Genomic DNA, 24922 nt, shown 5'->3' with positions numbered 1-24922 from the left:
CGGTATTCTTGAACGGTGACTCCTGAAGAACTCTCCGCAGCAATATCCGCATGCCTCACCGAAGCCGTAGCCGCCGGCGAAATCTCCGTCGAGGTGCCAGAGACCGTACGCGTGGACCGCCCGAAAAGCCGTGAACACGGCGACTGGGCAACCAACATCGCGCTGCAGCTGGGCAAGAAGGCCGGCATGGCCCCGCGCGACTTCGCCCAGATCCTGGCCACCCGACTTGCTTCGGTCCCAGGAGTCGGCGCCGTGGACATCGCAGGTCCCGGCTTCCTGAACATCACCCTCGAAGCCGGCGCTGCCGGCGAGCTGGCCCGCACCATCGTCGAGGCGGGTTCCGCCTACGGCAGCAACGAGGCCCTGGCCGGCCACGTGGTCAACATGGAATTCGTTTCCGCGAACCCCACCGGCCCGCTGCACATAGGCCACACCCGCTGGGCCGCGCTGGGAGATGCCATCTCCCGTGTGCTGCGCGCTTCGGGCGCTTCGGTGACCAGCGAGTACTACATCAACGATGCCGGCAACCAGATGAACGTCTTCGCCCGTTCGGTGTACAACCGCATCCACGGCCTGCCAGTGCCAGAGGGCGGCTACCCGGGCGAATACATCAAGGAACTGGGCGACGCGGTCCTGGCCGAAGCCCCGCAGCTGCGCGAGCTGGACGAAGCAGAAGCAATTCCTGCCCTGCGCGACGCCGCCTACAAGGCGCAGCTCGAAGACATCAAGTCCACCCTGGCCGACTTCGGCGTCAGCTTCGACGTGTTCTTCTCCGAAACCACCTTGCATGAGGGCGGTGCGGTGGCTGACGCCGTGGCACGCCTGCGCGAACAGGGCCACATCTTCGATCTGGAGGGCGCGGTTTGGCTGCGCACCACCGACTTCGGCGATGACAAGGACCGCGTGCTGATCCGCGCCAACGGCGAGCCGACCTACTTCGCCGCCGATGCAGCCTACTACCTGTCCAAGAAGGACCGCGGCTTCGAAGAGAAGATCTACCTGCTGGGCGCCGACCACCACGGCTACGTCAACCGCCTGAAGGCGATCGCCGCCTGCGCGGGAGATGACAAGGACAAGAACATCGAGGTGCTGATCGGCCAGCTGATCTCCGTCAACGGAGCCAAGCTGTCCAAGCGCGCGGGCAACATCATCGAGCTGCGCGATTTGATCAACTGGATCGGCGCCGACGCGCTGCGCTACTCGCTGGCCCGTTTCCCGGCTGATTCGCCGATCGCGCTGGACCCCGAGCAGCTGAAGAAGAACACCAATGACAACCCGGTGTTCTACGTCCAGTACGCCCATGCCCGTTCGTGCGCCGCGGCCCGCAATGCCGCCGCCAAGGGCGTGACCCGTGACGGCTTCGATGCCGCGCTGCTGACCGACCCGACCGAAAACGAGCTGCTGGCCGTGCTCGGCCAGTTCCCGTCGGTGGTTGCCGGTGCCGCGGAATTCCGCGAACCGCACCGCATTGCCCGTTACCTGGAGCAGGTCGCCGGCGCCTACCACTCGTGGTACGCCGCAACCCGCATCACCCCGGTGGGCGAAGGTGAAGCGGTCGCGCCGGTGCACGGCACCCGCCTGTGGCTGAACGACGCCGCCACCACCGTTTTGGCAAATGGATTGGAACTGCTGGGCGTTTCCGCCCCAGAGAGGATGTAAGACCTTATGGCTGTATCGCCGCTAGCCCCGCAATGGCTGCAATTCCCGGAAAACATCAACGCACTTCGACAGATCGAGTGGGCTTCGGGGGTTTCCCGCGAGGCTGGCGGCGAACTGTCCATCCAGGGCCTTCCCGTCTCCCAGCTTGCCGCCGAGTTCGGCACCCCGCTGTTCGTGCTCGATGAGAACGACTTCCGCGCCCGCGCCCGGGGTTTCAAGACCGCCTTCGACGACGCGTTCAGGCAGCTGTGCGGGGGAGTCGACGTCTACTACGCCGGCAAGGCATTCTTGTGCACCGAGGTGGCCCGCTGGGTGACCGACGAGGGCCTGCGCCTGGATACCTGCTCCGGGGGCGAACTGGCCGTGGCCAACGCCGCCAAGGTGCCCGCTGCCAACCTCTCGCTGCACGGGAACAACAAGTCGGCTGCTGAGATCACCCGCGCCATCGAAATGGGCGTCGGGCGCCTGGTCATCGACTCGCTGGACGAGCTGGACCGGGTGATTTCGATCGCTGACGCCATGGGCCAGAGCGCGCAGGTCATGCTGCGCATTACCCCCGGCGTGCACGCCTCCACCCATGAGGCCATTGCCACCGCGCACGAGGACCAGAAGTTCGGGCTGTCCATCCTGGACGATGCCTCCGGCACTTCTCCTGCGCTGCGTGCGGTCGCCCAGGCGATCGAGGCGCAGAACATCAACCTGCTGGGCCTGCACACCCACATCGGCTCGCAGATCTTCGAGGCCGAAGGCTTCGCAATGGTCGCCCGCACCATGCTCGGCCTGCTGGCCAAGATCCGCTCGATTCATGGTGTTTCCCTGCCCGAGCTGGATCTGGGCGGCGGCTACGGCATTGCCTACACCTCCGAGGACCACCCCTCCACCCCGGCCAAGCTGGCCGGGCAGATGGCCGAAGTGGTCTCGGCGACCTGCGCCGAACTCGAGCTGGAATGCCCGCGCATTTCCATCGAGCCGGGCCGCGCCATCGCCGGCCCGAGCACCTTCACCCTCTACGAGGCCGGCGTGCGCAAGGACGTCCAGGTGGAAGACGAGGCCGGAGCCCTGCACCCGCGCCGCTACATTTCAGTGGACGGCGGGATGAGCGACAACCCGCGCCCGGTGCTCTATGACGCGCAATATACCGCCGTGCTGGCTAGCCGTATGACGCAAAACGACGCAATTATTTCTCGTGTAGTTGGGAAACATTGCGAGTCAGGTGACATAGTCGTGAAGGACGTTTACCTGCCCGATGACGTGGCGGCCGGCGATTTGATCGCCGTTCCGGCCACCGGCGCCTACTGCTGGGCGCTGTCGAGCAACTACAACTACCTCACCCGCCCCGCGGTGGTAGCGGTACGCGATGGCCAAGCCCGTCTGATCGTGCGCAGGGAAACGGAAACAGACTTGTTGGCCCGTGACATGGGAGTTTAATTGAGCGGCGAAAAGAACCTGAAGGTAGCCCTGCTGGGTTGCGGCACGGTCGGAGCCCAAGTGGCCCGGATCCTGCTGGAAGATGCAAACGAACTGGCTGCCCGCTCGGGCGCCGGCCTGCAGCTGATCGGCATTGCCGTGCGCAACCCGGATGCCAAGCGCGATGCAGTGCTGCCCCAGGAGCTTTTCACCACCGACGCCCACGGGCTGATCGCCCAGGCCGATGTGGTCATCGAACTGCTCGGCGGCATGGAGCCGGCCGGCGAATACATCGCCGCCGCCCTTGCCAAGGGTGCCAGCGTCATCACCGGCAACAAGGCGCTGATTGCGCTCAAGGGCGCCGAACTGAACGCGATCGCTGCCGGCAACGGCGCCCAGCTGCGCTACGAGGCCGCGGTGGCCGGGGCCATCCCGATCCTGCGCCCAATTGCTGACTCGCTGGCCGGGGACCGCATCACCAAGGTGATGGGCATCGTCAATGGCACCACCAACTTCATCCTCGACGCAATGGACACCACCGGTGCCGCGTTCGACGACGTGCTGGCCGAAGCCCAGGCGCTGGGCTATGCGGAAGCCGATCCAACCGCCGACGTGGGCGGGCACGATGCCGCCGCGAAGGCCGCGATCCTGGCTTCGCTGGCCTTCCACACCACCGTGTCCTCGGACCAGGTCTGGACCCAGGGCATCACCGAAGTCAGCGCCGCCGATGTCGCGGCCGCGGCCGCCGCCGGCTACGTGATCAAGCTGCTGGCCATCGCCGAGCAGGCCGAAGCAGGCATTTCGGTGCGCGTCTACCCGGCGCTGGTGCGCCGCAGCCACCCGCTGGCTACCGTGCATGGCGCGTTCAACGCCGTGTTCGTCGAAGCGCAGAACGCCGGCGACCTGATGTTCTACGGGGCTGGAGCCGGTGGCAACCCGACTGCTTCGGCGGTCATGGGTGACGTCGTCGCCGTGGCCCGCCAGATCGCTGCCGGAGCCCCGCTGCCTAACGGCTCGGTCAACCAGGCGCCACGGATGCTGGACTTCGAGGCCATCGACACCCGCTACTGGATTGGCCTGTCGGTCAAGGACCAGTCCGGCGTGCTGGCCGCCATCGCCACCGTCTTCGGCGAGCACGGGGTCTCCATCGAGTCGATGAGCCAGCAGGTGGACGCCGAAGCCGGCGCGCAGCTGCGCATCCTGACCCACCAGGGCACCGAAGCGGCCCTGGCCAGCACCGTCGAGGCGCTGACCGCGCTGGACGCGGTGCACTCTGTTCTATCCGTTATGCGAGTTGAAGGAAACTAACGTGGCTCACCAGTGGCGCGGAGTGATCCGCGAATATGCCGATCGCCTGCCAGTAGACGAAAACACCAAGGTCATCACCCTGGGCGAGGGCGGCACCCCGCTGGTCTACGCCCCGGCGCTGTCGGCGCAGACCGGCAACGAGGTGTACCTGAAGGTCGAGGGCATGAACCCGACCGGTTCCTTCAAGGACCGCGGCATGACCATGGCGATGACCGCCGCGGTGGCTGCCGGCGCCAAGGCCGTGGTGTGCGCCTCCACCGGCAACACCTCCGCTTCGGCCGCCGCCTACGCTAGCCAGGCCGGGCTGAAGTGCGCGGTGCTGGTGCCGGATGGCAAGATCTCCATGGGCAAGATGTCCCAGGCGATCGCCCACGGTGCGGACATCATCCAGATCGACGGCAACTTCGACAACTGCCTGGAAGTGGCGCGCAAGCTCAGCGAGAACTACCCGGTGTTCCTGGTGAATTCGGTGAACCCGGCCCGCATCCAGGGCCAGAAGACCGGTGCCTTCGAGGTCGTCGACTTCCTGGGCGACGCCCCGGATTACCACCTGCTGCCGGTAGGCAACGCGGGCAACATCACCGCGTACTGGAAGGGCTACAAGGAGTATTCCTCCAAGTGGACCAATGAGGCCGGCAAGGTGCTGGAGCCGGTCTCCACCAAGACCCCGGTCATGTGGGGCTTCCAGGCCGCCGGGGCCGCCCCGATCGTGGCCGGCCACCCGATCACCGAACCGGATACCATTGCCACCGCCATCCGCATCGGCAATCCGGCATCCTGGGAACAGGCCGAAGCCGCCCGCGATGAGTCCGGCGGGCAGATCGATTCGGTCACCGACGAGCAGATCCTCGAAGCCCACCGCTGGCTTTCCAGCCGCGAAGGCGTCTTCGTGGAGCCAGCTTCGGCAGCCGGCGTGGCCGGCCTGCTCAAGCACCACGCCGCCGGCACTGCGCCGACCGGCAAGAAGATCGTGATCACCGTGACCGGCCACGGCCTGAAGGACCCGGACTGGGCCCTGAAGCAGGCCGACGGCTCGGAAGTTGCGCCGAAGAAGGTGGCCTTCGACGTGGTCGAGGTCGCCGGCGCGCTGGGCCTGGCCTAGCAGCTTTCGCCGGCCAGCCGCCGGCAGCACGACGGCCCGCCGCGTCATTGGCTCTCCCGGACCGGGGGAGCCAATCGCGGCGGGCCGTTGCGCACCTGATACCTATCGCACCGAATTCTTGAAGGAACCATGACGCAGCAGATCGCCCTGGGCCAGAAGTTGATCGTTTCCCCGCCGGCCACCTCCGCCAACCTCGGTCCCGGCTTCGACTCGCTGGGCCTGGCCCTGGAATACCGCGACCGCCTCGAAGTGCGCACCGCGCAGTCCAGCAGCGTCGAGATTTTCGGCGATGGGGCGCAGCAGCTGCCACGCGATGAGTCGCATCTGATCATCAAGGAAATGCACCGCTACTGGAAAGACGCCGGTTTTGAACCGGTTGGCGTCCAGCTGGTCGCGCATAACAACATCCCGCACGCGCGCGGCATGGGATCCTCCGCCGCGGCGATTGTCGCAGCCTACGCCGCCGCCGATGCGCTGCTTCCGGCCCCAGCTCGTGGCGGGACCGAGCGGATCTTCCAGGCGGCTGCAGCGTGGGAAGGGCACCCGGACAATGTCGCTCCGGCGGTCTTTGGCGGGCTGAGCATCTCTGCCACCGATGCCGCCGGCAGCTTCAGCTCGGTGCAGGTGCCCCTGCACCCGGACCTGCGCGCAGTGCTGGCGATCCCGTCCAACGGCTTGTCCACCGAGGTCGCGCGCGGCGCGCTGCCTGCACAGGTCGACCACGCGGTAGCCGCGGCGAACAGCGCGAGCGCCGCGCTGCTGATCCATGCGCTGAGCAACGATCCGCGCCAGCTGCTGGGCGGCACCAAGGACTACCTGCACCAGGACTACCGCGCCGCGGCCATGCCCGAAAGCGCAGCGCTGATTGCCAAGCTGCGCGGCGCAGGACTGGCCGCAGTGGTTTCCGGCGCCGGACCGACCGTGTTGACCCTGGTGGCCAGCGATGAACAGGTCGCTGCCGTGCAAGCGGCCATCGATGAATTCTCTGCAGGATCTCCAGTGTCTTGGCGTGCTGAAGTTCCCAAGCTGGCCGCCAACGGTGTTACAGTAGAAGTGCTGTAACACCATGGCAGGCCGGATAGCTGGGCAGTAGCCCGGTCCGAATCCTTTGTGGCCAGTGTTGATGCGGATAAATTCGGTTCTCGAACCCCATTTCATCCGTCCAGCCGTCCCGGATCTTCCTGCAGTTCGCAGCAACTTTGATATCCCGCATTCAGGTACGTCTTCGTGCCTAGGAGATGTCAGTCTCTCTAATCCACTGCAGTTTTGCCCCGAATTCTGGGCCATCTTGCGGGGAGAAAGTGAAGTAGCCACGAAATCTTCGGCTGCTGAACATCATTTACGGCATAGTGGGCCTGCCTTGAAGCGGCCCATCCTACGAGTCAGAAGGAACTTTCGTGACCGAAACCACGAGCCTCAACGAAGGCGTGGACACCAAGACTTCCGAAAACAAGAGCGCCGGACTGGCCTCTTTGAAAATGACCCAGCTCCAGCAGTTGGCTTCGCAGCTGGGTATCACCGGCGGTTCGCGGATGCGCAAGGCTGATCTGGTCAAGGCCATCGGCGACCACCAGCGCGGTGGCTCCGTTGCCGCCAAGGACGCCAAGGACGCCAAGGCCGCACAGGAAGCGAAGTCTGCCAAGACCGAAGCTCCCGCAGCGAAGGCTGAAGCTCCAGCCGAGCAGGCCAAGGAAACCAAGACCCGTGCACGTCGTGCGCCAAAGGCCGCGGCCCAGGCGCAGGCCGAGACCGAGAGCGCACCAGAGGCCGGCGCAGCTGCTGAAGCACCGGCTGAAAAGCCAGCTCGCGCACGCCGCACCTCGCGCCGCGTGACCGACTCGGGCAAGGTTGCGGCTCCTGCCGAAGCCAACGAAGCCGCCACCGAGGCTCCAGCCGAGAACCAGGCAGCAGCCGAGGAGTCCAAGGCTCCACGCCAGCGCCGCAACTCGCGGAACAACAAGCCGGTTGACCAGCCAGCAGAGCAGGCAGCCGAGCAGGCCGAGGCACCGGCGGAGAGCGCCGAGAACAACGGCGAAGCACGCGAAGAGCGCCGCGAACGCGGCAACCGCCGTGAGCGTGGCAACCGCCGCGATCGCAACACCGAGCGCACCGAGCGCACTGAGCGCACCGAAGTTGCCGAGTCGGAGAACGCTGAAGAGCGCACCGACCGCCGCGAAGAGCGCCGCGAGCGCAACAACCGCCGCAACGAGCGCAACAACGACCGCAATGAGCGCAATAACGATCGTGCTGAGCGCAACGAGCGCAACAACGACTCGAACGACTCGGATAACACCGAGGACCGTTCCGAGCGTGGCGACCGCAATGACCGCCGCGAACGCCGTGAGCGCAACAACGACCGCAACGATCGCAATGACCGCAGCAACCGCCGCGAGCGCAACAATGATCGCAACGATCGCAACAACGACCGTAACGATCGCAACAACCGCAACCGCCGCAACCGCCGTGATGACGACGAGCCGCAGCTGAGCGAGGACGACGTCGTGCTGCCGATCGCCGGCATCCTGGACGTGCTGGAGAACTACGCCTTCGTGCGCACCTCCGGCTACCTGCCCGGCCCGAACGACGTCTACGTCACCCTGGGCCAGGTCAAGAAGTACAACCTGCGCAAGGGCGACGCCATCGTTGGCGCGATCCGCCAGCCACGCGAGGGCGAGACCCCGAACCCCCGCCAGAAGTTCAACGCCCTGGTGCAGCTGACTTCGGTCAACGGCAAGAAGCCGGAGGACAACCGCGAACGCGTCGAGTTCAACAAGCTCGTCCCGCTGTACCCGACCGAGCGCCTGCGCCTGGAAACCGATCCGAAGCTGGTCGGCCCGCGCGTCATCGACCTGGTTGCGCCGATCGGCAAGGGCCAGCGCGGCCTGATCGTTTCGCCTCCGAAGGCCGGCAAGACCCTGATCCTGCAGGCCATTGCCAACGCGATCACCATCAACAACCCGGAAGTGCACCTGATGATGGTGCTCGTTGATGAGCGTCCCGAAGAAGTCACCGACATGCAGCGCACCGTGAAGGGCGAGGTCATCGCCTCGACCTTCGACCGCCCGGCCGATGACCACACCACCGTGGCCGAGCTGGCCATCGAGCGCGCCAAGCGCCTGGTGGAAATGGGCATGGATGTCGTTGTCCTGCTGGACTCGATGACCCGCCTGGGCCGTGCCTACAACCTGGCAGCTCCGGCCTCGGGCCGCATCCTCTCCGGCGGCGTCGACTCGGCAGCGCTGTACCCGCCGAAGCGCTTCTTCGGTGCAGCCCGCAACATCGAGAATGGCGGCTCGCTGACCATCCTGGCTACCGCCCTGGTGGAGACCGGTTCCAAGATGGACGAGGTCATCTTCGAGGAATTCAAGGGCACCGGCAACATGGAGCTGCGCCTTTCGCGCCAGCTGGCCGAGAAGCGCATCTTCCCGGCAGTGGATGTCAACGCTTCCTCGACCCGCCGCGAAGAGCAGCTGATGAGTGCCGAAGAAGTGCGCATCATGTGGCGCCTGCGCCGCATGCTCTCGGGCATCGATCCGCAGCAGGCACTGGAAGTGCTCACCGGGAAGATCCGCGAAACCGGATCGAACGCGGAATTCTTGATGCTGGTCAACAAGACCACTCCAAACAAGGATTAGCACCACCCACCGCCATGGCGTCCAGCCAGCATGCCGCACCGGCAGCTGGCTGGACGCCATCGGCGCGTAGTGACACCTCGCACGCCGGCCCCGACCGGCGCAGCGTTTAGAATTGAATTCCAGCAGTGCCCCAGCCGCAATAGCCGGCGGCACTGCGCGGAAAACGCCAACAAGGAAGCACACCCACCATGTTCGAGTCCGTCAAGTCGCTACTAGAAGAGCATGCCGCAATCCAGGCGCAGCTCTCGGATCCAGCGGTGTACGCCGACCAGGCGCTGGCCCGCAAGCTCGGCCGCCGCTCGGCACAGCTGAACGGCATCGTCGAGGCCTACAACAAGTGGCACGCCGCCACCGAGGACCTGGAAGCAGCCAAGGAAATGGCTGACGAGGATCCGGACTTCGCAGAAGAGGTGGAAACCCTCACCGCCGCCCTGCCAGAGCTCGAGGAGAAGCTGCGCCGCCTGCTGATCCCGCGCGACGAGAACGACGGCCGCGACGTGATCCTCGAAGTCAAGGGCGGCGAGGGCGGCGACGAAGCAGCGCTGTTCGCAGCCGACCTGCTGCGCATGTACACCCGTTTCGCCGAGCACAAGGGCTGGAAGGTGGAGATGATCTCCTTCAACGAGTCCGACCTCGGCGGCTACAAGGACGCCCAGGTTGCCATCAAGGGCAAATCGAACGACCCGGCCGAAGGCGTCTACGCCCAGCTGAAGTTCGAAGGCGGCGTGCACCGCGTGCAGCGCGTGCCGGTCACCGAATCACAGGGCCGCATCCACACCTCGGCTGCCGGCGTGCTGGTCCTGCCCGAGGTGGACGAGCCCGAAGAAGTCGACATCCACCAGAACGACCTGAAGATCGACGTCTACCGTTCCTCGGGCCCCGGCGGCCAGTCGGTGAACACCACCGACTCCGCGGTGCGCATTACCCACCTGCCCACCGGCATCGTGGTGGCCATGCAGAACGAGAAGTCGCAGATCCAGAACCGCGAAGCCGCGATGCGCGTGCTGCGTTCGCGCCTGCTGGCCCACCAGCAGGAGATCATCGACAAGGAGAACTCGGCCCAGCGTGCAAGCCAGATCCGCACCATGGACCGCTCCGAGCGCATCCGCACCTACAACTACCCGGAAAACCGCATTGCCGACCACCGCACCGGCTACAAGGCCTACAACCTTGACGCCGTGATGGACGGGGACCTGCAGCCGGTGGTTGAATCCTGCATCCAGATGGACGAGGAAGAGCGCTTGGCAGCGCTGGGCGAGTAACGACGCCTTGGAAGAACTCACTGCCGTACGCCGCCAGGCGATTGCGGCGCTGGCCGACGCCGGGGTGCCAAGCCCCGGCGTCGACGTCGACCTGCTGCTGTGCCACGTGCTGGGCATCGACCGCTCGGAACTGAAGCTGCGCGAACTGCGTGGCGAGGGCCTCGACCCTGGAAGCCGGGAGCAATTCACCGCCCTGGTGGCCGCCCGGCGCACCCGCATCCCGCTGCAGCACCTGACCGGCGTGGCGTACTTCCGCTACCTGGAACTGAAGGTGGGACCGGGAGTATTCACCCCGCGGCCGGAAACCGAAACCGTGGTGCAGCTCGGCCTTGATTTCCTGGCCGCCCAAGGCATCGGCACCCCGCGGTGCATTGATTTGTGCTCGGGCTCCGGGGCCATTGCAGCGTCCGTGGCCAGCGAAGTGCCAGCAGCCAGCGTCTGGGCCGTGGAGCTCTCGGACGATGCCATCGGCTACACCCGGGCCAACTGCGAGCCGCACCGGGTCACCGTGCTGCACCAGGATGCCACGGCGGTCCCCGGGGAGCTGGAAGGCACCATGGACCTGGTGATCTCCAATCCGCCGTATATTCCGCCCAACGCGGTGCCGCGTGAAGTGGAAGTGCGCGAGCACGACCCGGAAATGGCGTTGTACGGGCTCGGGGAGGACGGACTGGACATTCCGCGAGCCATTACCGCCCAAGCCATGAAGCTCTTGCGTCCCGGCGGCTACTACGTGATGGAACACGCCGAAGTGCAGCGCGAAACCGCGGCAGCGATGCTGCGCGCGGCCGGTTTCACGCAGGTAGCTGGCCATGAAGATTTGACCGGGCGCGCCCGCGCCACATCCGGCTACGCGCCGCAATAACCAAACCACACCCAGTGCATGAAAGAATGATCCCGTGAGCACAACATTTTCGGTAAGCAACGAGCAGGAACACGCTGAAGGCATCGCCGCAGCCAAGGCCGCGCTGGCGGACAAGCGCTGCATCGTCTTGCCTACAGATACCGTCTACGGGATCGGCGCCGATGCATTCAGCGCCCAGGGCGTGGCGATGCTGCTGGCCGCCAAAGGCCGCAACCGCACCATGCCCCCGCCGGTGCTGATCGCCCAGAGTTCCACCATGGACGGATTGGCCAGGGACATCCCCGAGGCTGCGCGCAAGCTGGCCGAAGCGTTCTGGCCAGGCGGACTGACCCTGATCCTGCAGGCCCAGCCTTCGCTGACCTGGGACCTGGGGGAGACCCGCGGCACCGTGGCGCTGCGCGTGCCCAACGACGACACCGCCCTGGAGCTCCTGGGCCAGACCGGCCCGCTGGCCGTGTCCTCGGCCAACCGCACCGGCAACGCGGCGGCGCTGGATGTCGAGCAGGCTCTCGCTCAGCTCGGGGAGTCGGTGGATGTCTACCTCGATGGCGGCCCGCGCGGCGAGGCCGGGGAAGAGGTCCTGCCATCGACCATCATCGATTGCACCGGCCAGAACCTGCAGGTGGTTCGCTCGGGCGCGATTTCCATTGAGGAATTGCGCGTGGTCGTCCCTGGCATTCTCGATTTGGGACAGGACGCACCGGAAACCGGCGCATGAGAACATACGTACTGCTCATAGCATTCAGCTTTACGGTTTCGTTCCTGCTCACCCCGATCATCCGCACCCTTGGCCACCGTTTCACCGGCAACCAGCTGGTGCGCGAACGCGACCAGCACGAAAAACCGATCGTGAAGTTCGGCGGCCTGGCGATTATCGCCGCTTTCGCCGCAGGGCTATGGCTGGCCAGCAACTTCCACTTCTTCCGCGGGGTTTTCGGCAATGACGACCCCATCCGGGGAATCGCCTACGCCCTGGGCGTCATCGTGCTCATGGGCCTGGCCGATGACATGTTCGACCTGAAGTGGTGGCTGAAGCTCGCCGGCCAGATCCTGATCGGCTGGCTGGTCGCCACCAACGGAATCGTCATCCAGTCCCTGCCCGTGGGTTCGTGGCAGATCGATGAGCAATGGCTGCAGATTGCGGTGACCATTTTCCTGATCGTGCTGACCATGAACGCGATCAACTTCTCCGATGGATTGGATGGCCTGGCCGCGGGCCTGGCCGCCATTGGCGCGGCGACCTTCTTCGTGTACTCCTATGTGCTGGCCACGCACGTGAGCGCCGATGACTACGCGAACATCGGGGCCTTGCTCTGCGCCTTGCTGCTCGGTGCCTGCCTGGGCTTCTTGCCGCACAACTTCAACCCGGCCAATATCTTCATGGGGGAGACCGGCGTTCTCGCCATCGGCATGATCCTCTCGGTGGCCGCGATCGCGGTGACCGGTGATGTGCAGGGCCTGGAGGCCCGGCGCTTCCGCAACATCCCGGCCTACATGCCGATGCTGCTGCCGATGGTGATCGTCTTCCTACCAGTACTGGACCTTGTACTCTCGGTCTTCCGCCGGCTGGCCAACAAACGCTCACCCTTTTCCCCGGATGCCAAGCACATCCACCACCGGATGCTGGCCCAGGGCCACTCGGTGCGCCAATCGGTAGTTCTGCTCTACCTGTGGGCCGCCGTGATTGCAGTCTCAGTGGTTTCCATCGCCTTCATCCCGGTCATTCTGGTGGTCCCGATGGCCTTGCTGTTGTTCCTAGTGGCAGCGGTTGCAACGTGGCGCCCCCTGGTGATCAAGCGGGTCGAGGCCTTACGCAAGCGCATGGGCAAAGCCTAGCCCGATCAAATAGCAGGGTAACGCACAAGCAATCTGTTTCTATCTCGTGTAGAATTCAATCTGGATCTTCTTTCATCTGCTCTTTAGGGAATAGGTGGAAGTTTCAAGTTTCATCAGCATCGATGGGTGCACGATGGTTCCTCGGTGTTGACGAAGAAAGGTTGCGGACGTGAATTCTGGTTCTGCCCGCGTCAGTGCTTCGTCAGCCCCGAAATCCATCTGGTTGCCGATTCTTGGCTTGTCACTGGTGTATTCGCTGATCGCTACCGCCATATTTTTCCTGATTTCATGGTTGGTTGCCGATCTTCGCTACGCGCTTTCTGGCGCGCTGGCTGCCGGAATTGTGATTGGCTTTTTCGCGATTGGCATTCTCATTGCCGAAGCTGCAGGGCGAATTCGCCACTCGTGGGCCATGCCCGCGTTCTTGGGTGTCTTTGTCATCAAGGTTTTTGGCATCGCCTTCGTGTTGTTGAACCTGGGGTTGCCCGATTGGGTTAATCGCCAGGGATTCGTTCTTGCAGCAGCTATCTCCCTTGTTGCCTGGCAGGTTGGCGAGGTGCGTGCTTTCATGAAGGCGCGCCTGGCTATCTACAACGAGGAATAGAGTATTCTGCGCGACTTTGTGTCGGTGGGGTGCTGTGAGTTTGATAAGCTTACTTCGGGTCATTTTTGGCCGTCCGCTCAACTGCGGGCGGAATACGCAATATGCATCCGCGGGGTAACCCGCAGATGGACCTTCATCAGGGTTGATGCTTCTGGCATGGGCCATGATGGGATCCCCGTTTGATCTTTTCTTCACACGGTGAGAGGCAGTTACCGCCAGTCACCGCCTTTTGCCCGTGACCGTTACTGCAGAGAGGACAGCGCGTTGTTCGCGTTTGCGCTCCCAATGGCCTCAGAAGAAGGCGGCTTCGTACCGCCATCCGTTTCCGATACCCACCTCCCGGATCTTTTCCCGTGGATGGCTGAGTACGGCACGGGTTTCGGCAAGCAGATGCTCATGATCGTTTTGTCGATCGTGCTTATCTCTTGGTTCTTCACCGTGGCCATCAAGAACCCGAAGCTGGTTCCAGGCAAGATGCAGTACATCGCTGAGTCCGGTTACGCGTTTGTACGTAACGGAATTGGCCGCGACATCATCGGCGAGAAGAACTTCCGTCCTTGGATTCCTCTGCTGTTCGCGACCTTCTTCTTCGTACTGCTGAACAACCTCTTCGGCGCGATTCCGTTCCTGCAGCTTCCATCGTTCTCACACGCTGGTTCTGCATACGCGATGGCTATCATCATCTACGGCACCTGGATTGCTGTAGGCCTGAAGAACCACGGTATCCGCTACTTCAAGTTGGCCGTCGTCCCGTCCGGTGTTCCGGGCTGGATCATGCCACTGATGATTCCGTTGGAAATCATTTCTAACTTCATCGTTCGCCCGCTGACGCACTCGCTGCGTTTGATGGCAACGATGCTGGCCGGTCACATGATCGTGATGCTGGCAGCTGCCGGCGCTCGTCACCTGATCGTTGTCCAGGACTCCCTGGCCATGAACGGCCTTGGCATCCTGGTCATCGTTGGCTCGGTCGCCATGTACTTCCTGGAACTGCTGATCATGGTCCTGCAGGCGTTTGTTTTCGCCCTGCTGACCGCGATCTACCTCCAGGGTGCAATCGAAGCCGACGCCCACTAGGCCAACACTTCTTTTCTTCCAACCCATAAAGATCTTCCTTGAGTCGCTCAAGGAATACCTCACAACCTACCGGCAAAAGCCCGGTATCTTGAAAGGAACATAATCACATGTTGCACGGCTCCCTGAATATGATCGGCTACGGCCTGGCTGCTATCGGTTCGGCTATCGGCGTTGGCTTGATCTTCGCTGCCTACATCAACGGTGTTGCACGTCAGCCTGAGGCTCAGCGCATCCTGCAGCCAATCGCCATGCTTGGCTTCGCACTTGCTGAAGCACTGGCCATCCTGGGCCTGGTCTTCGCTTTCGTCATCGGCGCCTAGTCTTTTCGCAACTGTAGTGGCCTCGCCACTATCGCGAGGCGTACACACAAGCGGAAACTAGTAGATAAGGAATAGTGAGAATGAACAGCACTGATTTCATCCTCGCTGCGAGCGAATCGGTCAACCCGCTGTTGCCGAACCCGTGGGAAATTCTCGTCACGGGTGTTGGTTTCGCGGTCCTTCTGTTCATCGTCATCAAGGTAATTGCTCCAAAGTTCGAGCAGTCCTATGAAGATCGCGTCACCGCGATCGAAGGTGGCCTTGAGAAGGCTGAAGCAGCGCAGAAGGAAGCAGAGGAGACCTTGGCACAGTACAAGGCCCAGCTTCTGGAAGCACGCACCGAAGCAAACCGCATCCGTGAGGAAGCTCGTAGCGAAGGTGCTCAGATCCTTGCGGATCTGAAGACCAAGGCAACCGATGAGGCAGCTCGTATCACCGAGCAGTCGCACCGCCAGATCGAAGCTGAGCGCGTATCCGCTCTGGCTTCGCTCCGCACCGACGTGGGCGCATTGGCTACCGAGCTTGCAAGCAAGGTTGTTGACGAAGCTCTGCAGGACGATGCCCGTGCCCAGCGCGTGGTTGACAAGTTCCTGACCGATTTGGAAGCTCAGCAGAACGCAGGTGCATCGAACTAATGGCAAGTGTATCGAGCGAGTCACTGGCAAAGGCTTTGGCGTTCCTGGAACCCAAGCTGGCACTGGCATCTATTGAGCTGCCTAAGGAACTGTTCGCGGTCCTGGAAGTACTGGATGCAAATGCCGGTCTCCGCCGCGCAATGACTGACCCAGCCCGTGGAAATGCCGACAAGGCAGGCCTTTTGGCTCAGCTGCTGCACGGAAAGGTCTCGGCTGACGCCGAGGACGTCGTCGCACAGCTGGCTTCTACCCGCTGGAGCTCGGAACGCGACATTAGCGATGCGCTCGAATCGCTGGCTGTCACTGCGGTCACCGCAGTGGCAGAGCAGCAGGACGGCGCTTCGGGGCTGAACAAGCTGGAGCAGGATCTGTTCTCCTTCATCGAGGCAGTGCGTGGCAATCACGAACTGCAGCGTGCGTTGGATGATGCACAGGCCCCAGTCGAGGCTAAGCGCACTCTCGCGCTGAAGCTCGTGCCTAACGCGTCGCAGACCTCGCAGGTTTTGATCTCCCAGGCAGTTTCGAACCCCCGCGGTTTGAAGCCAGCAGCCTTGGTTGGACGTTTCGTAGAGCTCGTGGCCAAGCGCCAGCAGCGCTGGATTGCCTCGGTAACCAGCTCTGTAGAACTTTCCGAAGCCCAGCTTTCGCGCCTGGAGACCAGCCTGAACAAGCTATACGGTCGTCAGCTCAAGCTCAACGCCACTACCGACCCATCGCTGGTCGGTGGACTGGTAGTCAAGGTTGGCGACGAAGTTGTCGACGCTTCCGTGGCATCACGCGTGGCCGAGTTGCGCCGCGCCTTGGCCAGCTAGGACTCATTGGGCTAGGGAGTGATCCTTCGCCTGGTGTTCCTGGCTGCCAGGACCACAACAGACTTCATTCACATTCGATTCGGTCCAATGGACCGGATCACAATTTAGGAGAGCAGGGACTGCAGATGGCCGATTTGACCATCAATGCCAACGACGTCCGCGATGCCCTAAACGAGTTCGCATCTTCCTACGAACCGGGTAAGGCAGAGCGCACCGAGGTGGGACGCGTCGTCGCCGCGAGCGACGGCATCGCCAGAGTGGAAGGCCTTCCTTCCGTCATGGCCAACGAGTTGCTGAAGTTCGAAGATGGCACCCTGGGCCTGGCCCAGAACCTCGATACCCGCGAAATCGGTGTCGTTGTGCTTGGTGACTTCACCGGCATCGAAGCTGGCCAGAAGGTAGAGCGCACCGGCGAGATCCTTTCGGTTCCAGTCGGCGACGGCTACCTGGGCCGCGTGGTCGACCCGTTGGGCGAGCCACTGGACAACCTGGGCCCAATCGCTGCCGAGGGCCGTCGCGCCCTGGAGCTGCAGGCACCAGGCGTGACCCAGCGCAAGAGCGTGCACGAGCCAATGCAGACCGGTCTGAAGGCTATCGACGCCATGATCCCGATCGGCCGTGGCCAGCGTCAGCTGATCATTGGCGACCGCCAGACCGGCAAGACCGCTATCGCGGTTGACACCATCCTGAACCAGCGTGCTAACTGGGAATCCGGCGATCAGACCAAGCAGGTCCGCTGCGTCTACGTGGCAATTGGCCAGAAGGCATCGACCATCGCTGCCGTTCGCCAGACCCTCGAAGAGCAGGGCGCACTGGAGTACACCACCATCGTGGCGTCCCCGGCATCCGACCCGGCCGGCTTCAAGTACTTGGCTCCATACGCAGGCTCGGCCATCGGCCAGCACTGGATGTACGGTGGCAAGCACGTTCTGATCGTCTTCGATGATCTGTCGAAGCAGGCTGAAGCCTACCGTGCCGTGTCCCTGCTGCTGCGCCGTCCGCCAGGACGCGAAGCCTACCCAGGCGACGTCTTCTACCTGCACTCCCGCCTGCTTGAGCGTTGCGCCAAGCTGTCGGACGAGCTGGGTGCAGGTTCGATGACTGGCTTGCCAATCATCGAAACCAAGGCCAACGACGTGGGCGCGTTCATCCCGACCAACGTCATCTCGATCACCGACGGCCAGATCTTCTTGCAGTCGGATCTCTTCAACGCCAACCAGCGTCCAGCTGTCGACGTGGGTATCTCGGTATCCCGCGTTGGCGGTTCGGCACAGGTCAAGGCCATGAAGAAGGTCTCCGGTACCTTGAAGCTGGAATTGGCCCAGTACCGCGACATGCAGGCATTCGCAATGTTCGCCTCGGACCTGGATGCTGCTTCCAAGCAGCAGCTGACCCGTGGTGCGCGCCTGATGGAACTGCTCAAGCAGGGCCAGTACACCCCGTACCCGGTTGAGGACCAGGTCGTTTCGATCTGGGCCGGCACCAACGGCTACCTGGACGATGTCCCGGTTGAGGATGTACGCCGCTTCGAGGGCGAGTTCATCGACTACCTGCGCCACCGCACCGATGTACTGACCGTGATTGGCCAGACCGGCAAGCTGGAGAACGAGACTCTGGAAGCCATGAAGACCGCTGTTGCGGACTTCAAGGCCGGCTTCTTCGGCGAAGGCGACGACAAGCTTGTCGCCGCCGGGCACGAAGAGCACGACGCTCTCGATTCCGAGTCCGTTGACCAGGAAAAGATCGTCAAGCAGAAGCGCTGACAATTTCCTTGCCAAGGGGGAGCGGCGCCGGTAACGGCGCCGCCCTCCCGAGGTAGGGGATAAGGAAAGGACACACATGGGAGCCCAGATTCGGGTCTACCGCCAGAAGATCGGATCGACCAAGTCGATGCGCAAGATCTTCAAGGCGATGGAACTGATCGCTGCATCCCGCATTGGTAAGGCACGTACGCGTGTCTCGGCCTCGCTGCCGTATGCCAATGCGATTACCCGTGCAGTAACCGCCGTCGCGTCCCAGGCCGATGTCGAGCATCCACTGACCACCGAGCCGGCGCAGGTACGCCGCGCCGCGGTCTTGGTGATGACTTCGGACCGAGGACTTGCCGGGTCCTACTCCGCCAGCGTTCTGAAGCAGGCAGAGCACCTCGTGGAACTCCTGCGTGAAGAAGGCAAGGAAGTCAAGACCTACTTGGTCGGCCGCAAGGCCCAGGCTTACTTTGATTTCCGTTCACGCGAGTACGCACGAGTGTGGACCGGGGAAACTGATTCCCCGCGTTTCGAAACCGCACGCGAGCTGCGCGATGTCCTCCTGGAGGACTTCGACACCGATTTCGAGCAGGGTGGCGTGGACGAGATCCACGTCGTCTACACCCAGTTCAAGTCGATGGTCACGCAGGAACCGACGGTCATCCGTCTGTTGCCGTTGGAGGTTGTCGAGGATGAATCCGAGACTCCAACCGACGAGCTGTTGCCACTGTACGAGTTTGAGCCATCGCCGGAAGAAGTGCTTGACGCACTGCTTCCGCGCTACATCGATTCTCGACTGTTCAACTGCCAGTTGCAGTCCGCTGCTTCCGAGCTCGCTGCCCGCCAGCGCGCCATGAAGGCCGCAGGCGACAACGCTGGTGAACTGATCAAGAAGTACACCCGATTGCTCAACAATGCCCGTCAGGCTGAAATCACCCAGGAGCTTTCGGAAATTATCGCCGGCGCCGACGCGCTGAACAGCTAATTACCGATACTCCGACCAGACAAGAAGTGAGAAAGATGACTGCCCAACTCAACGAGCAGGTTACCGCAGGGGCCATCGGTCGCATCGCGCGCGTGACTGGCCCGGTCGTGGACGTCGAGTTCCCAGCCGACGCACTGCCTGCTATCTACAACGCACTGACCGCTGAGCTGACCCTCAACGGCGAAACCAAGAAGATCACCTTCGAGACCAGCCAGCACCTCGGTGAGGGCCTGGTCCGCGCAGTATCGCTGCAGGCCACCGACGGCCTGGTCCGCGGTGCTTCGGTGACCGATACCGGCGCTGCCATCTCCGTCCCAGTAGGCGACGGCGTCAAGGGCCACATCTTCAACGTCCTGGGCGACGCCCTGGACGTTGACAACTCGGAGATCCAGGTCACCGAGCGTTGGCCAATCCACCGCCAGCCTCCGAAGTTCTCGGAGCTCGAGGGCTCGACCGAAATGCTGGAAACCGGCATCAAGTCGATCGACCTCCTGACCCCGTACATCAAGGGCGGCAAGATCGGCCTGTTCGGCGGCGCCGGCGTTGGCAAGACCGTGCTGATCCAGGAAATGATCACCCGTGTTGCACGTAACTTCGGTGGTACCTCGGTATTCGCCGGTGTTGGCGAGCGCACCCGTGAAGGCAACGACCTCTGGGTCGAAATGGACGAGGCAAACGTCCTGAAGGACACCGCACTGGTGTTCGGCCAGATGGATGAGCCACCTGGAACCCGTTTGCGCGTGGCACTGTCGGCTCTGACCATGGCGGAATACTTCCGCGATGTCCAGAACCAGGACGTGCTGCTGTTCATCGACAACATCTTCCGCTTCACCCAGGCAGGTTCCGAGGTGTCGACCCTGCTGGGCCGCATGCCTTCCGCCGTGGGCTACCAGCCGAACTTGGCCGATGAAATGGGTCTGCTGCAGGAACGCATCACCTCGACGAAGGGCCGCTCGATCACCTCGATGCAGGCTGTCTACGTCCCGGCCGATGACTACACCGACCCGGCTCCAGCAGCAACCTTCGCCCACTTGGATGCAACCACCGAGCTGTCGCGTGAAATCGCGTCGCGCGGCCTGTACCCGGCGATCGACCCGCTGACCTCGACCTCGCGAATCCTGGATCCGCAGTACATTGGCCAAGATCACTACGATGTAGCCATCCGCGTGAAGGCCATTCTGCAGAAGAACAAGGAACTGCAGGACATCATCGCGATCCTCGGTATCGACGAGCTGGGCGAAGAGGACAAGATCGTCGTCGCCCGTGCACGCCGTATCCAGCAGTTCCTCTCGCAGAACACCTACACCGCAAAGCAGTTCACCGGTGTCGAGGGCTCGACCGTATCGATCAAGGACACCATCGAAGGCTTCAAGGCCATTTGCGATGGCGAATTGGACCACATTGCAGAGCAGGCGTTCTTCAACATCGGCGGTCTTGACGACGTCGAGCGCCAGTGGGCCGAAATCCAGAAGGCCAGCTAATTATGGCTGAGCTTCAGGTCGAAATCGTCGCGGCTGACCACTTCGTGTGGTCGGGCGCTGCGAAGCTGGTCAAGGCTCGTTCGGTGGACGGCGAGATCGGTGTTCTGCCCGGTCACGTTCCGATGCTGTCCGTGCTTGCCGCTGGGGACCTGGAAATCGAACCGGTTTCCGAGTCCCGCTTCTCGGTCCAGATCGACGGAGGCTTCTTCTCTGTTGATTCGGATCGCGTAGTGATCGTTGCTGACAACGCTGTGCTTGGTACCGCAGCGTAGGCGATGAATTGTTTGAGATAACCGCACCAGTTCTGATCGCGTTGCTGATCCTGATCGGCATCGCCATGTTCTTCGGGGCCATGGCAGTGCGCCGCATCCAATTGCGGCGCACGCTGGGCACCTTCGATGCATCCATCCTGGCGCCTTCGGGCAAATGGATGATGGTCATCGGCCGCTACGGCGGAGCGCATGTGGACCTGTTGCGGTTTTTCTCTGTCTCCCCGGTCCCGAGTTTCGTGATCGAGCGCCGTGGCCTGGATATCACCGGGACACGCCAGCCCACCGATGAGGAAACCTCGCGGATCCCGCCAGGATTCATCATCGTGATGCTGGTGCGCAGCGGTGATGAGCTGCTGCTGGCCATGGACTACCGCGACTACACCGGCTTCTCGGCCTGGCTCGAAGCCGGGCCGATCGCCGGGAGCTGGCAGATCTAGAACTTGATAAAGCAAAACCGCCGTTGCAGATGCAGCGGCGGTTTTCGCGTTCCCGGGCTAGGCAATGCTGGCAGGCAGCGTTGGCAGGCTGGGGAAGCCGCTGCGGATCGCCAGCGTGCTCGGCTCACTGCTCAGCTGCGCGTGTGCGATCCCCGGAGCACCCATGGTCCTGAATCCGGGACTGTCGCACTACCGGCAGGAACTGCGCTGAGTGCGAAATGCCTGGGCCCGTGGCGCAGGACGTAGTTGACTGTTCGCATGGAACGAACCTTGATCCTTGGCGGCACCGCCTGGCTCGGCCGCGAGCTGGCGCGTCAGCTGATCCGCAGTGGCCACGAAGTCACCTGCCTGGCGCGCGGCAATTCCGGCGAGGTTGCCCAGGGTGCGCAGCTGGTGCGTGCCGACCGGAGCCAACCCGGGGCCTATGACGCCGTGCAGGGCATCGAATTCGACTCGGTCATCGAGCTGTCCTATGACCCGCAATGGGTGCATGAGGCGCTGGCGGCCCTGGCCGCGACTGCGCGGCACTGGACCCTGGTTTCCTCCATCTCGGTTTATGCCAGCGCGCAGCTGCCCGGTGCCGGCGAAGACGCGCAACTGCATGAACCGTCCGATCCCGGCGACTACGGGCATGCAAAGGTCCTTGCCGAACAGGCCAGCACGGCGATGGTTGCCGACCGGCTGCTCATTGCCCGTCCGGGGCTGCTTGCCGGACCTGGCGATCCCAGCGACCGGTTTTCCTACTGGGTTTCGCGCTTGGCCTTGGCCGGTGCCGGCCAGGTCCTCATCCCGCCAACCGCGGGCCGCCATGTGCAGGTGATCGACGTGCGCGATGCCGCCGCGTGGATCATCGATGCCGCCGCGCGTACGCTGACCGGAACCTTCAACGTGGCCGGAACATCCCACGGCTTCGCCCAATTCCTCAGTGCTGCCGCGCGGATTGCGGGATTCAGCGGGGAACTGGTCACCGCCCAGGACGCATGGCTGCGCGAACGCCAGGTCAATTACTGGGCCGGGGCGCGTTCGCTGCCGTTGTGGCTTGCGCTTGAGGACCACGGCTTTGCCCAGCGCAGCAACCAGCGGTACGTCTTGGCCAATGGCCCGGAGCGGGACCTGGAGGACTTGCTCGGCGACGTGCTGGCCGATGAACGGGCTCGCGGACTGGACCGGTCCCGGCGTGCTGGCCTGGCCCGGGCCGAGGAGCTTGAGCTGCTCGGCCAGCTCGCGCGGATCCGGCAGGGCTAGCGCAGTCCGGGATGTTTCGGTGGGCTAGAGGTATTCCCCGTTGCGGATCGTCTGGACCAGCTGCAGATTAGCATCCAGGATCAGCGCATCGGCGGCGAAGCCGTAGTGCAGGGAACCGACTTCATCGGCCAGGCCAATGAGCGAGGCGGGGATGGACGTGGCCGAGTTGACCGCCTGGACCAGTGAGACCCCGGACTGCACGGCGCGCTGCACGATTTCCAGCAGCGTGCAGGTGCCACCGGCCAGGGAATTGTCGCTGGCCAGCCGTGCCTGGCCCAGGGCCACATTCACATCCTGCGGGCCGAGGGTGTACTGCCCATCGGCCAAGCCGGTGGCCGCCATGGAATCGCTGACCAGCAAGATGTTCTCCGCACCGACCAAGCGGAAGACCAGGCGCACGGTATCGGGGGACAGGTGCACCCCGTCGGCGATCAGCTCCACGAACGCATTGCGGTTCACTGCCTCTTCCAGGCAGGCGGCCACCGGACCGGGTTCGCGGTGGTGCAGCGAAGGCATGCCGTTGAACAGGTGGGTGACCGTAGGTCGTTCGGTGAAGCCGTCCACCCCGGCGCTGCGCAGCTGTTCGCGGGCAAAGCGCAGGGAATCCGCGGTGATCTGGGCGCTGGCATCGGTGTGCCCCAGCGACGGGACCACGCCGTGGGAGACCAGCTGCTCAACGAGTTCCTCGCTGCCGGCCAATTCCGGAGCGTAGGTCATGGTGCGCAGCTGGCCGCGGCTGGCAGCCACCAGCTCGCTGACGAATTCCGGATCCGGATCCTGCAGGAATTGCGGATCCTGGGCGCCGCAGCGGGCTACGGAGAGGAACGGGCCTTCGGCATGGATGCCGGCAATCTGGCCGGCCTCCGCCAGCTCGGCGAGCAGCTCGGCGGCCTCGATCATGGACGAGGGCTCTGCGGTGACCAGCGACGCGAGCAGGGTAGTGGTGCCCGAGCGGTGCAGGTACTCCACCGCTTCGGTGACGCTCGAATGATCCGGTGCCGAGAAGTCCGCGCCGAGGGCGCCATGGCAATGCAGGTCGATCAGGCCCGGGATGATGATGGATCCGGGGGCTACCTCGCGTACCGGGTAGTCGGCAGCATCGGCCAGTGCGTTGAAGTCATCGCGGTTGCCGGCAAAGCGGATGCGGTCGCCTTCCACGGCGAGCACGCCATCGGTGACCTTGAGGCCATCGGAAATCAGGGTGGCATGAAGGGCGTAGCGCGTCGTAGTCATGTTCCCAGCTTAGAAGAGAGAACGCGTCCAGTCACCGACTCGACGGATTATTTTCTCAGTGGACTTGGCATTTAGCGATTCGGGAACGCAGTAGCCCCAGTGCGCCGGGCACCTGGCCACGGCGAGGCGCTAGCTGCCCTTGCCTGCAGGATCTTCGGAAGCCGGCGCGTTGCCGGTGGCCAGGGCCTGCAGCGCCTGCAGCGTGCTGGTCTTCGTGCCGGAGGCCAGCTGCGCTTCGCGCGCGGAGTGCGCGGCGGCCCGGTTCTGCCTGACGCTGCCGACCCGGTTCTTCATTGACCGGTAGACCCTGCGGAACATGCGGTAGAGGAAGAAGCCGATGGCAATGGCAACGAGTCCGAGCACGGCAGCCAACACGGGAACCAGTACAGCTGCGAAGACGAGAACCAGCGCGCCAAGATCTTCTGCCAGGCTGCGCACCCATTGGGTGATGGGTTCGGGCACGGCATTGGTCGCCGCGGTCATCGACGATTTGCCCAGGCTCACCGACAGCGCGGAGCCCGCGCCGAGCAGGCCGGTGAGGACGGCAACCTCGACTCCCGAATTGGCGCCAAGGCCGATGCCAACCAGGGCGCCGAAAACTGGCCGCAGCCACACCGAGATGGTTTCCATGGACAGATTGAGGAAAGGGATCTTATCCAGGCCGGCCTCGCCGATGGCAAGTACGGCACAGATGGCCAGGACCCACGGATTGGTGATGCTTTCAGGAATCTGCCGTGCCGCAGAAGCGATCATGTCAGGTGCGGTATCGGGGATCACGAGTCCCGCGATGCCCAGGGCCAATACCGTGAAATACGGCCGCAGGCCCGCAGCGGAACCGCTGCCAATGGCCATGAGCGAAGCTGTCAGCGGATCCAATGGTCCTCCCGAGCCTGGCGGCCCGGGCCGTGCGGCACCGAGCGCTTTTGGTAGAGGAGATCAGACTAGCAGTCGGGATGCAGTTTTCTGCAGGGCCAAGCTAAGGCTGCCAGGCAGCTGCAT

Annotated in this window: 23 protein-coding genes; 21 read left to right on the top strand and 2 right to left on the bottom strand. The window is 63.5% G+C overall.

All coding sequences use genetic code 11. The features are described 5' to 3' along the window. Positions 1-15: 15 nt before the first annotated feature. From argS to EDF61_RS13820, 21 genes are all read left to right on the top strand, one after another. On the top strand, positions 16-1659 hold the full coding sequence (argS, locus tag EDF61_RS13920; protein WP_105662579.1) for an arginine--tRNA ligase: 1644 nt from the start codon (positions 16-18) through the stop codon (positions 1657-1659). A gap of 6 nt (positions 1660-1665) precedes the next feature. Then, the gene (gene lysA, locus EDF61_RS13915) at positions 1666-3087 is read left to right on the top strand and encodes a diaminopimelate decarboxylase (protein WP_133834471.1); all 1422 of its coding nucleotides are present in this window, start codon (positions 1666-1668) and stop codon (positions 3085-3087) included. Next, positions 3088-4374, top strand: a complete 1287-nt coding sequence (locus EDF61_RS13910; protein ID WP_133834470.1) for a homoserine dehydrogenase — start codon at positions 3088-3090, stop codon at positions 4372-4374. A 1-nt stretch (position 4375) separates the two neighbouring features. Beyond that, positions 4376-5476, top strand: coding sequence for a threonine synthase (thrC, locus tag EDF61_RS13905; protein ID WP_133834469.1), 1101 nt, complete (start codon positions 4376-4378; stop codon positions 5474-5476). Positions 5477-5605: 129 nt separating this feature from the next. Further along, positions 5606-6538 (top strand): homoserine kinase, encoded by a 933-nt coding sequence (thrB, locus tag EDF61_RS13900; RefSeq protein ID WP_133834468.1) that lies wholly within the window; start codon positions 5606-5608, stop codon positions 6536-6538. 335 nt (positions 6539-6873) lie between these two features. After that, entirely contained in the window at positions 6874-9111 is a 2238-nt protein-coding gene (rho, locus tag EDF61_RS13895) for a transcription termination factor Rho (protein WP_133834467.1), read from the top strand. A gap of 188 nt (positions 9112-9299) precedes the next feature. Next, positions 9300-10373 carry a peptide chain release factor 1 gene (prfA, locus tag EDF61_RS13890; protein ID WP_105658405.1) on the top strand — a complete coding sequence of 358 codons (1074 nt, stop codon included), beginning with the start codon at positions 9300-9302 and terminating at the stop codon, positions 10371-10373. A gap of 7 nt (positions 10374-10380) precedes the next feature. Then, positions 10381-11238: a peptide chain release factor N(5)-glutamine methyltransferase gene (gene prmC, locus EDF61_RS13885; protein WP_133834466.1), complete on the top strand. Its 858-nt coding sequence runs from the start codon at positions 10381-10383 to the stop codon at positions 11236-11238. A gap of 34 nt (positions 11239-11272) precedes the next feature. Next, positions 11273-11956 (top strand): L-threonylcarbamoyladenylate synthase, encoded by a 684-nt coding sequence (locus tag EDF61_RS13880; RefSeq protein WP_133834465.1) that lies wholly within the window; start codon positions 11273-11275, stop codon positions 11954-11956. Then, positions 11953-13074 (top strand): MraY family glycosyltransferase, encoded by a 1122-nt coding sequence (locus EDF61_RS13875; RefSeq protein WP_133834464.1) that lies wholly within the window; start codon positions 11953-11955, stop codon positions 13072-13074. The genes EDF61_RS13880 and EDF61_RS13875 overlap by 4 nt, the downstream gene beginning before the upstream one ends. A 223-nt stretch (positions 13075-13297) precedes the next feature. After that, entirely contained in the window at positions 13298-13678 is a 381-nt protein-coding gene (locus EDF61_RS13870; RefSeq protein WP_133834463.1) for a hypothetical protein, read from the top strand. Positions 13679-13963: 285 nt separating this feature from the next. Next, the gene (atpB, locus tag EDF61_RS13865; RefSeq protein ID WP_105658410.1) at positions 13964-14755 is read left to right on the top strand and encodes a F0F1 ATP synthase subunit A; all 792 of its coding nucleotides are present in this window, start codon (positions 13964-13966) and stop codon (positions 14753-14755) included. Between the two features lie 107 nt (positions 14756-14862). Continuing rightward, complete coding sequence (locus EDF61_RS13860; RefSeq protein WP_013348621.1) at positions 14863-15075, top strand: ATP synthase subunit C-like protein; 213 nt, start codon at positions 14863-14865, stop codon at positions 15073-15075. Positions 15076-15155: 80 nt separating this feature from the next. After that, positions 15156-15710, top strand: a complete 555-nt coding sequence (locus EDF61_RS13855) for a F0F1 ATP synthase subunit B (protein WP_013348622.1) — start codon at positions 15156-15158, stop codon at positions 15708-15710. Continuing rightward, a complete protein-coding gene (locus tag EDF61_RS13850) occupies positions 15710-16522 on the top strand; it encodes a F0F1 ATP synthase subunit delta (RefSeq protein ID WP_133834462.1) in 813 nt (270 codons plus the stop codon). Before EDF61_RS13855 ends, EDF61_RS13850 begins: the two co-directional genes overlap by 1 nt. 125 nt (positions 16523-16647) lie before the next feature. Continuing rightward, the gene (atpA, locus tag EDF61_RS13845; RefSeq protein ID WP_133834461.1) at positions 16648-18285 is read left to right on the top strand and encodes a F0F1 ATP synthase subunit alpha; all 1638 of its coding nucleotides are present in this window, start codon (positions 16648-16650) and stop codon (positions 18283-18285) included. Between the two features lie 76 nt (positions 18286-18361). Continuing rightward, on the top strand, positions 18362-19255 hold the full coding sequence (locus tag EDF61_RS13840; protein WP_133834460.1) for a F0F1 ATP synthase subunit gamma: 894 nt from the start codon (positions 18362-18364) through the stop codon (positions 19253-19255). 35 nt (positions 19256-19290) lie between these two features. Then, on the top strand, positions 19291-20736 hold the full coding sequence (atpD, locus tag EDF61_RS13835; protein WP_133834459.1) for a F0F1 ATP synthase subunit beta: 1446 nt from the start codon (positions 19291-19293) through the stop codon (positions 20734-20736). Between the two features lie 2 nt (positions 20737-20738). Next, the gene (locus EDF61_RS13830) at positions 20739-21008 is read left to right on the top strand and encodes a F0F1 ATP synthase subunit epsilon (protein WP_038990466.1); all 270 of its coding nucleotides are present in this window, start codon (positions 20739-20741) and stop codon (positions 21006-21008) included. Between the two features lie 8 nt (positions 21009-21016). Beyond that, on the top strand, positions 21017-21445 hold the full coding sequence (locus EDF61_RS13825) for a DUF2550 domain-containing protein (protein WP_105658413.1): 429 nt from the start codon (positions 21017-21019) through the stop codon (positions 21443-21445). 258 nt (positions 21446-21703) lie between these two features. Beyond that, the gene (locus EDF61_RS13820) at positions 21704-22690 is read left to right on the top strand and encodes an NAD-dependent epimerase/dehydratase family protein (protein ID WP_133834458.1); all 987 of its coding nucleotides are present in this window, start codon (positions 21704-21706) and stop codon (positions 22688-22690) included. Positions 22691-22714: 24 nt separating this feature from the next. Here EDF61_RS13820 and nagA read toward each other — a convergent pair whose 3' ends face one another. Together nagA and EDF61_RS13810 are read right to left on the bottom strand one after the other, a co-directional pair. After that, positions 22715-23923, bottom strand: coding sequence for an N-acetylglucosamine-6-phosphate deacetylase (gene nagA, locus EDF61_RS13815; RefSeq protein ID WP_133834457.1), 1209 nt, complete (start codon positions 23921-23923; stop codon positions 22715-22717). Positions 23924-24052: 129 nt separating this feature from the next. Further along, entirely contained in the window at positions 24053-24799 is a 747-nt protein-coding gene (locus EDF61_RS13810; protein WP_133834456.1) for a DUF4126 domain-containing protein, read from the bottom strand. Between the last annotated feature and the right edge of the window lie 123 nt (positions 24800-24922).

Origin of the sequence: Arthrobacter sp. JUb115 (assembly GCF_004365035.1) — a bacterium.
Taxonomy (GTDB): Bacteria; Actinomycetota; Actinomycetes; order Actinomycetales; family Micrococcaceae; genus Glutamicibacter.
This window is presented reverse-complemented; position numbering and strand designations above follow the sequence as displayed.

What these genes read in the sequence shown, in the direction of transcription:
- atpA (WP_133834461.1), top strand. Translation starts at nt 16,648, where the DNA reads ATGGCCGATTTGACCATCAATGCCAACGACGTCCGCGATGCCCTAAAC.
- prfA (WP_105658405.1), top strand. Translation starts at nt 9,300, where the DNA reads ATGTTCGAGTCCGTCAAGTCGCTACTAGAAGAGCATGCCGCAATCCAG.
- nagA (WP_133834457.1), bottom strand. Translation starts at nt 23,923, where the DNA reads ATGACTACGACGCGCTACGCCCTTCATGCCACCCTGATTTCCGATGGC.
- EDF61_RS13820 (WP_133834458.1), top strand. Translation starts at nt 21,704, where the DNA reads ATGGAACGAACCTTGATCCTTGGCGGCACCGCCTGGCTCGGCCGCGAG.
- atpB (WP_105658410.1), top strand. Translation starts at nt 13,964, where the DNA reads ATGGCCTCAGAAGAAGGCGGCTTCGTACCGCCATCCGTTTCCGATACC.
- atpD (WP_133834459.1), top strand. Translation starts at nt 19,291, where the DNA reads ATGACTGCCCAACTCAACGAGCAGGTTACCGCAGGGGCCATCGGTCGC.
- EDF61_RS13860 (WP_013348621.1), top strand. Translation starts at nt 14,863, where the DNA reads ATGTTGCACGGCTCCCTGAATATGATCGGCTACGGCCTGGCTGCTATC.
- EDF61_RS13850 (WP_133834462.1), top strand. Translation starts at nt 15,710, where the DNA reads ATGGCAAGTGTATCGAGCGAGTCACTGGCAAAGGCTTTGGCGTTCCTG.
- lysA (WP_133834471.1), top strand. Translation starts at nt 1,666, where the DNA reads ATGGCTGTATCGCCGCTAGCCCCGCAATGGCTGCAATTCCCGGAAAAC.
- EDF61_RS13840 (WP_133834460.1), top strand. Translation starts at nt 18,362, where the DNA reads ATGGGAGCCCAGATTCGGGTCTACCGCCAGAAGATCGGATCGACCAAG.
- EDF61_RS13875 (WP_133834464.1), top strand. Translation starts at nt 11,953, where the DNA reads ATGAGAACATACGTACTGCTCATAGCATTCAGCTTTACGGTTTCGTTC.
- EDF61_RS13855 (WP_013348622.1), top strand. Translation starts at nt 15,156, where the DNA reads ATGAACAGCACTGATTTCATCCTCGCTGCGAGCGAATCGGTCAACCCG.
- EDF61_RS13830 (WP_038990466.1), top strand. Translation starts at nt 20,739, where the DNA reads ATGGCTGAGCTTCAGGTCGAAATCGTCGCGGCTGACCACTTCGTGTGG.
- thrB (WP_133834468.1), top strand. Translation starts at nt 5,606, where the DNA reads ATGACGCAGCAGATCGCCCTGGGCCAGAAGTTGATCGTTTCCCCGCCG.